6 protein-coding genes are annotated in these 8,487 nt (G+C 69.1%); 5 read left to right on the forward strand and 1 reads right to left on the reverse strand.

All coding sequences use genetic code 11. The features are described from left to right. Window positions 1-87 precede the first annotated feature (87 nt). From ACIBO2_RS35155 to pflA, 5 genes are all read left to right on the forward strand, one after another. Complete coding sequence (locus ACIBO2_RS35155) at window positions 88-855, forward strand: pyridoxamine 5'-phosphate oxidase family protein (RefSeq protein WP_358552444.1); 768 nt, start codon at window positions 88-90, stop codon at window positions 853-855. A gap of 328 nt (window positions 856-1,183) precedes the next feature. Continuing rightward, window positions 1,184-3,871: a magnesium-translocating P-type ATPase gene (gene mgtA / locus ACIBO2_RS35160; protein ID WP_358552430.1), complete on the forward strand. Its 2,688-nt coding sequence runs from the start codon at window positions 1,184-1,186 to the stop codon at window positions 3,869-3,871. Between the two features lie 257 nt (window positions 3,872-4,128). Further along, window positions 4,129-5,172: a zinc-dependent alcohol dehydrogenase family protein gene (locus ACIBO2_RS35165; RefSeq protein WP_358552432.1), complete on the forward strand. Its 1,044-nt coding sequence runs from the start codon at window positions 4,129-4,131 to the stop codon at window positions 5,170-5,172. A 55-nt stretch (window positions 5,173-5,227) separates the two neighbouring features. Continuing rightward, complete coding sequence (pflB, locus tag ACIBO2_RS35170) at window positions 5,228-7,483, forward strand: formate C-acetyltransferase (RefSeq protein ID WP_358552434.1); 2,256 nt, start codon at window positions 5,228-5,230, stop codon at window positions 7,481-7,483. Continuing rightward, the gene (pflA, locus tag ACIBO2_RS35175; protein WP_358552436.1) at window positions 7,480-8,271 is read left to right on the forward strand and encodes a pyruvate formate-lyase-activating protein; all 792 of its coding nucleotides are present in this window, start codon (window positions 7,480-7,482) and stop codon (window positions 8,269-8,271) included. Before pflB ends, pflA begins: the two co-directional genes overlap by 4 nt. Window positions 8,272-8,289: 18 nt before the next feature. On the opposite strand, the gene ACIBO2_RS35180 is transcribed toward pflA, so the two are convergent. Further along, on the reverse strand, window positions 8,290-8,487 hold a 198-nt coding region (locus tag ACIBO2_RS35180; RefSeq protein ID WP_358552438.1), incomplete at its 5' end, for a hypothetical protein.

Consider the following 8,487-nt stretch of genomic DNA (forward strand, 5'->3'; position numbering starts at 1 on the left):
CTGGAGCGCTGCTACCTGGGCCTGGAGATCCACCGCGACGGCCTGCATCTCAACCCGCTGCTTCCCGACCGGCCCGGTGTGCTGTCCATGCCGATCCGCTTCCGCGGCTCCGAGCTCTTCATCGACGCCGACCACCGGCAGGCACGCAGCAACGGCGTGGCAAGACTGACCTTCACCAGCGAACAAGGAGACACGATCATGGCAGCCACCGGCGACCTCGGACGTCGCATCGCCCATCACCGCGAACGACTCGGTCTGACCGTCGAACAGGTCGCCGAACGCGCGGACATTTCACCCGGCTACCTGCAATATCTGGAGGAGCAGCCCGGCACGCCCACCGCCGAAGCCATATACCGCCTGGCCGGAGCCTTGGAGACCACCGCCGACGACCTCCTCGGCGCAGGCGTCGATCGGCCTCCCGGCCGCGGCCGAGCCAAGGCGGCTGCCACGCTGGAGAGCCTGGACTCCGAAGAATGCCTCAAGCTGATCGAGCCCGGCGGCATCGGCCGGGTGGCCTTCAACGGCTCCCACGGCCCCACCGTGCTGCCCGTCAACTACAAGCTGCACGACGGCTCCATCGTCTTCCGCACCGCATCCGGCGGCCCCATGGACCAGGACCTGCGCACCGGCCTTGACGGCGTGGAGATCAAGGTCGGATTCGAGGTGGACCGGATCGACGACGCCCAGCGCGAGGGATGGAGCGTCCTCATACAGGGCCCCGCCCACCACATATCCCCCGACGAACTGTCAGAGGTCACCGAATCCGACGTCACCCCGTGGGCGGGCGGCGAGCGCCACCTGTACATCCGCATCGTCCCGCACCAGATCACGGGCCGCCGCATCCACAACCTCTGAGAGTCATGCTCTGTCCGGGCGGCCCCTCCCGTTCTAGACGCCGCGAGTCCGAGTCAGACGTCCTCGACGTCGGTGGCGACTCCGGCCCGACCGCTCAGCACGACACTCCAGCCCGCGTGCAAAGCGGGCTCCACATCGTCCACCCCGAAGGTCAGAGTCACGCCGTGGTGGATGGCGATCGAGACCCTGGACCGTGACCCACGGGGCCTGACCGCCTTTGCCACTGCTCCAGGTCACAAGTACCGGCGCTCGGGACTTTGGCCTCTAACACCCCCGTGGCTGACCGCTCACAATTCGAGGGAAGAACAGCCGTGGGAGGCAAGGGGGGATGATGGTCGCGACGGCCCGCCCTGGCGGCATGGCCTGGCTGGACGTCGCTGACGCGGCAGCGCTGCCGGCCGAGGAGGTGCTGGCCCGGCTGGGCAGCAAGCATGCGGGGCTGACGACGGAACAGGTGCGGGATCGGCTGGCGGTGCTGGGGCCCAACGCCCTGCGCTCACACCGGGCACGGTGGCCGGCGGTGCTGGCCCGCCAACTGCGCTCACCGCTGCTGATCTTGCTGGCCGTGACCGCTGTCGCCTCTTTCTTCCTCGGCGAGCCGAAAGACGCGCTGATCATCGGGGCGATCCTGGCGGCCTCGGTCGGGCTGGGCTTCGTCAACGAGTACCGCGCGGAGAAGGCCGCCGAGGCCCTGCACTCCCAGATCGAGCATCGCTGCGTGGTCTGGCGGGACGGCCGTCCCAGCTCGGTGGCGGTGACCGGGCTGGTCCCCGGCGACGTCGTCGAGCTGCGGCTGGGCGAGATCGTACCGGCCGACCTGCGGCTGATCTCAGTGACCGACCTGGAATGTGAGGAGTCGGCGCTGACGGGTGAGTCGCTGCCGGTGGCCAAGGCCACGGAGCCGGTCGGCGCGGGCACGGCCCTTGCCGAGCTGACGTGCGGCGCGCTGATGGGCACCGTCGTGCGCGAAGGCTCGGGCACCGGCATCGTGGTGGCCACCGGCGGCCGCGCCGAGTTCGGAAAGATCGCGCTTGCGCTCGGCGAGCGTCACCCCGAGACCGAGTTCCAGAAGGGGCTGCGCCGCTTCTCCATGCTGCTGGTGCGCGTCGCCGCCGCGCTCACCAGCACGATCTTCATCATCAACGTGATCTTGCATCGGCCGGTCATCGACGCGCTGCTGTTCTCCCTGGCGATCGCGGTGGGCATCTCCCCGCAGTTGCTGCCCGCGGTGGTCTCCACCAGCCTGGCCGCCGGCAGCCGGCGGCTGGCCCGGCACAAGGTGCTCGTCAAGCGCCTGGTGTGCATCGAGGACCTGGGTGACGTCGAGGTGCTGTTCACCGACAAGACCGGCACCCTGACCGAGGGCCGCATCAGCTTCATGCGCGCCCTGGACGCCGCCGGGCACGTCGGTGAGGAGCCGCTGGAGCTCGGCCTGCTGTGCGACGAGGCCATCGTCGACCCCGGCTCCACTCCGGGTGGCGAACGGGTGGTCGGCGGCAACGCGCTGGACCAGGCTCTGTGGAACTCGCCCGCCGCCGCCACCTTGCACCAGCGGTTGGGCCGCTACCGGCGGCTGGCCCTGGTGCCCTTCGACCACGAACGGCGGACCGTCTCGGTCCTGGTCGAACGTGACGACGGTCACCGTCTGATCATCAGCAAGGGCGCGCCGGAGGCCGTCCTGGCCCGGTGCGCCGATGTCCCCGCGCAGGCGGCCGCCGCGCTGGAAGCGGAATTCGCCGCCGGCAACCGGGTGGTCGCCGTGGCCACCCGAGAGGCCCCCGGTGCGACCACGCTCACGACCGCCGACGAACGCGATCTGATCTTCCGCGGCCTGCTGGTCTTCCTCGACCCGCCCAAGGCCGGCGCCCGCGATGCCTTGCGACGCCTGGCCGAGCTCGGCATCACCGTCAAGGTCCTCACCGGCGACAACCCGGCAGTGGCCGCGAAGGTCTGCGCCGACCTCGGCCTGCCCACCGCGCGCGTCCTCACCGGAGCCGACGTCGAGGCCGCCGACGACACCCGGCTGGCCGAGCTGATCGGCAAGACCACCGCGTTCGCCCGGATCAGCCCGGAGCACAAGGCCCGCATCGTGCGTCTGCAGCGCCGGAGCGGCCTGGATGTGGCCTTCCTCGGCGACGGCGTCAACGACGCCGTCGCCCTGCACGCCGCCGACGTGGGCATTTCGGTCGAGTCGGCCACCGACGTCGCCAAAGACGCCGCCGATGTGCTCCTGCTGGAGAAAGACCTCGCCATCCTCGCCGACGGCGTCGTACAAGGGCGGCGGATCTTCGCCAACACCATGAAGTACGTCCTCATGGGCACCTCCAGCAACTTCGGCAACATGTTCAGTGCGGCGGGCGCCTCACTCCTGCTGGGTTTCCTGCCGATGCTGCCCTCGCAGATCCTGCTCAACAACCTGCTGTACGACACCAGCCAGCTGGCCATCCCCACCGACAACGCCGATCCCGAGCAGCTGGCCCGCCCCTCCCACTGGGATGTCCGGCTGATCCGCCGCTTCATGCTGTTCTTCGGCCCGATCAGCTCCCTGTTCGACTTCGTCACCTTCGCCATCATGCTGCAGATCTTCCACGCGGGACCGCCGCTGTTCCGCACCGGCTGGTTCGTCGAATCCCTGGCCACCCAAACCCTGGTGATCTTCGCCATCCGCACCCGCCGCATCCCGTTCTTCCGCAGCCACCCCAGCCTCCCCCTGCTGCTGGCCGCCCTCGGCGTCGTCACCGTCGGCACCCTGCTGCCATCCACCCCGCTCGCCGGCGCCCTCGGCTTCCAGCCCTTGCCCGGCCTGTTCTTTCTCACGCTGGCCACCATGGTGATCATCTACCTGGCCCTCATCGAGCTCGGCAAACGCTGGTTCTACCGCAACGCCCCCGCGGCCGCGCGCCACCGCGAACCGCCCCACGCACACCGCATCCACCGCAGAGCCAGCCGCTTCACCGTCGCGACCGCCCCCCTGCCGCTGCCCCACAAAACCAACACGGCGCCCGCTGGGTCCTAGCCGGCCAGCGGCTCGTCCACCTGGCGGTTCGCCTGTTCGTGCGGACCGCCCGACCAGGAGGCGGCTCATCACCTGCTCGGCGGTCGTAGCCAGGACGAAGTCCCCGATCCGCGTGCCATTGGTACCAAAGCGAGCCAGCGCGCAGGACCTTGATCGGGCTGTAGGCGCGGCCGAAAGGCAGCGACGGAACGGGACCTTCGTCCCTATTCAGGCCGGCCCATCCCGGCCAACGTGAAAGGTGAAGGCAGTCAGGAGGCATGATGAAGGCGCTCATTTACCACGGTCCCGGCCAGCGGTCCTGGGAGGAGACTCCAGATCCGCGGCTGATCGAGCCCACCGACGCCATCGTCCGCGTGGACGCGGTCACCATCTGCGGCACCGACCTGCACATCCTCAAGGGCGACGTGCCCACTGTCGAGCCGGGCACGATCCTCGGCCACGAAGCGGTCGGCACCGTCACGGCCACCGGAAACTCGGTCGGCACCGCCAAGCCGGGAGACCGGGTGCTGGTGTCGTGTATCTCGGCTTGCGGGCGCTGCCGCTACTGCCGCATCGGCATGTTCGGCCAATGCCTGGGCGGCGGCGGCTGGATCCTCGGCCACCGCGTCAACGGCACCCAAGCCGAACACGTCCGCGTGCCGTTCGCCGACACCTCCACCCACCTGCTGCCCGACGGCGTCACCGACGAGGCCGCGCTCATGCTCGCCGACATCCTGCCCACCGCCTACGAGGTCGGCGTGCTGAACGGCCACGTACGGCCGGGCGACACGGTCGTGATCGTCGGAGCCGGGCCGATCGGCCTGGCCGCGATCACCACCGCACAGCTGTTCACGCCCAGCCACATCGTCGCCGTCGACCCCGCTCCCTCACGACTGGAGGCTGCCAAGCAGTTCGGCGCAGACCTGATCGTAGGCGCGGGCGACGATCCGACCGGTGCGATCGCCGAGCTGACCCACGGGCTGGGCGCCGACGTCGCCATCGAAGCCGTCGGCCTCCCGGAAACCTTCGAACTGTGCACCCGTCTGGTACGCCCCGGCGGCCACGTCGCCAACGTCGGCGTCCACGGCGCACCAGCCACCCTGCACCTCGAAGACCTGTGGATCCGCAACCTCACCATCACCACCGGCCTGGTCGACACCTACTCGACGCCGACCCTCCTGGACATGATCGCCGCCGGACGGCTGGACCCCACCAGGTTCATCACCCACCGCTTCGCCCTGCGGGACATGGCCGCCGCCTACGAGACGTTCGCCGACCCGGCGGCTACCGGAGCTCTCAAGGTGGTCCTGTCCCGCGGTTGACGCCGGGCCCACCGCACTACGAAGAAGGGCAGACATTCGACATGAGGGGGAACCGATGACGGCCACCACGGGCCACTCCACCGAACTCGCGGCATGGCGCGGCTTCAATGGCGCGGTATGGCGGTCGGCGGTGGACGTGCGCGCCTTCATCCAGGCCAACTACCGGCCCTACGAAGGTGGCGAGGAGTTCCTCGCGGGCCCGACGAACCGCACCACGGCCGTGTGGGCGAAGGTCTCGGCGATGTTCCCTGAGGAGCGGCGGCGCGGGATCTACGACGTGGACACCACCACGCCGTCGTCCATCACCTCCCACCGTCCCGGCTACATCGACGCCGACCGTGAGCTGATCGTCGGTCTGCAGACCGACGCGCCGCTGAAGCGCGCCATCATGCCCGCGGGCGGACTGCGCATGGTGGAATCCGGCCTCGCCGCCTACGGCCGCACCCTCGATCCCCTGGTACGGAAGATCTTCACCAAGTACCGCAAGACGCACAACGATGGCGTGTTCGACGCCTACACCCCCGAGATCCGGCGTGCCCGCCGGGCGGGCGTCATCACCGGCCTGCCCGACTCCTACGGCCGCGGCCGGATCATCGGCGACTATCGCCGAGTCGCGTTGTACGGCGTGGACCGGCTGATCGAGGTCAAGCAGGCCGAGCTGCGCTCGCTGGAGGGCGCCTTCGCCACCGACGCGGTGATCCGTGACCGCGAGGAACTGGCCGAGCAGATTCGCGCCCTGGACGAGCTGAAGCAGATGGCCGGCTCCTACGGCCACGACCTCTCCCGCCCCGCCGACACCGCGCACGAGGCGATCCAGTGGATGTACTTCGCCTACCTGGCCGCCATCAAGGAGCAGAACGGCGCCGCCATGTCGCTCGGCCGCACCTCCACCTTCATCGACATCTACCTCCAGCGTGACCTCGCCGAAGGGCTGATCACCGAAGAGCGGGCCCAGGAGCTCATCGACGACCTGGTCATCAAGCTGCGCATCGTCCGTTTCCTGCGCACCCCGGAATACGACGAGCTCTTCTCCGGCGACCCCACCTGGGTGACCGAGTCCATCGGCGGCATGGGCTCCGACGGCCGCACCCTGGTGACCCGCACCAGCTACCGCTACCTGCAGACCCTGCGCAACCTCGGCCCCGCGCCCGAACCGAACCTCACCGTCTTCTGGTCACCGCGCCTTCCGCAGCCGTTCAAGCGGTTCTGCGCCGCACTGTCCATCGAGACCAGCTCGATCCAGTACGAGAGTGACGACCTGATGCGGCCGCGCTTCGGTGACGACACCGCCATCGCCTGCTGCGTCTCGGCCGCACCGGTGGGCAAGCAGATGCAGTTCTTCGGCGCCCGGGTCAACCTCGCCAAGACACTCCTGTACGCGATCAACGGCGGTCGTGACGAGATCACCGGCGAACAGGTCGGCCCCGCGTACCCGGCACTGACCGGCGACCACCTCGACTACGAGCAGGTCACCGCGGCATTCGACCGGATGATGGACTGGCTGGCCGTCACCTACGTCAACGCGCTGAACATCATCCACTACATGCACGACAAATACGCCTACGAGCGCATCGAGATGGCCCTGCACGACTACCCCGTCAAACGCACCCTGGCCTGTGGCATCGCCGGACTGTCCGTCACCGCCGACAGCCTGTCGGCCATCAAGCACGCCCGCGTCAACGTGATCCGCGACGAGAGCGGCCTGGCCATCGACTACACCATCGACGGCGACTACCCCGCCTACGGCAACAACGACGACCGCGCCGACGCCATCGCCGTCGACCTGGTCCGCTCGTTCATGGCCAAGGTCCGCCGCCACCCCGCCCACCGCGAAGCCGAACACACCCAGTCCGTGCTCACCATCACCTCCAACGTCGTGTACGGCAAGCACACCGGCAACACCCCCGACGGCCGGCGTGCCGGAGAGCCGTTCGCTCCCGGCGCCAACCCGAGCAACGGCCGCGACCGCCACGGCCTGGTCGCCTCCGCGCTGTCGGTCGCCAAACTCCCCTACGACCAAGCGCTCGACGGCATCTCCCTGACCAACACCGCCACCCCTGAAGGGCTCGGCCGCACCCCGGCCGAGCGCGTGGACAACCTGGTCGGGGTGCTGGACGGCTACTTCGACGCCGCCGGGTTTCACATGAACGTCAACGTCCTGACGCGGGCGGTGCTGCTGGACGCCATGGAGCACCCCGACCGCTACCCGCAACTCACCATCCGCGTCTCCGGCTACGCCGTCAACTTCATCCGCCTCACCCCCGAACAGCAACGCGACGTCATCAACCGCACCTTCCACGGATCACTGTGAACACCCGCCAGGCCCACCTCCAACAGGCCGCCACCGAGCTGTGCCACCCGCCGGCCCCACCGGGCACCGGCGTGATCAGCTCCTGGGACCTGTCCATCGGCGTGGACGGCCCCGGCACCCGCTTCGTCGTGTTCACCTGCGGCTGCCCGCTGCGCTGCCTGTACTGCCAGAACCCCGAGACCTGGCGGATGCGCGACGGCCACCAGGTCACAGTGCGGGAAGTCATGACCGAAATCGACAGATACCGGCGCTTCATCTCGATGGCAGGCGGCGGGGTCACGATCAGCGGCGGCGAGCCGCTGCTCCAGCCCGGCTTCACCGCCGAACTGCTGCGCCTCTGCCACGACAGCGGCCTGCACACCGCCCTGGACACCTCCGGCCTGCTCGGCGACCGCGCCAGCGACACCATGCTCGCCGACACCGACCTGGTCCTGCTCGACATCAAGTCCTCCGACCCGGCCACCTACCGCAAAGTGACCGGCGGTCCGCTGGAACCGACCCTGCGTTTCGCCCGCCGGCTCGCCACACTCGGTCGCCCCACCTGGATACGGTTCGTTCTCGTCCCCGGACTCACCGACGCCGAAGAGAACGTGGACGGCCTGGCCCGCTTCGTCGCGCAACTGGGCAACGTCGAACACGTCGACGTCCTGCCCTTCCACCGCATGGCGGCGGCCAAGTACCGCAAGCTCGGCCTGCACTTTCCGCTGGCCGACGTCGCACCACCCGACCAGGACCTGCTCAACCGCGTGCACGCCCAATTCCACGCCTACGGTGTAGCCAGCACCTGACGTCGCCGCCCTCCGACGTCAGCAGGGAGACTCCTGGGTCACCTGGATGTCGAGAGTCGCATCGGGCAGCGCGCGGACCTGCGCGAAGCTCGCCGTCCAGCGGTGCTCCTCGTCGAGCCAGTGGTTTCCCGGCCGCCGATCATCTCCAAGTTTTGGGACATCCGGCCCTGCCTGGTTAGCCACCGAGCGGCTGAAATGGAGAAGGGGGAATGTGCG

Origin of the sequence: Nonomuraea sp. NPDC050022 (assembly GCF_044460705.1) — a bacterium.
Taxonomy (GTDB): Bacteria; Actinomycetota; Actinomycetes; order Streptosporangiales; family Streptosporangiaceae; genus Nonomuraea.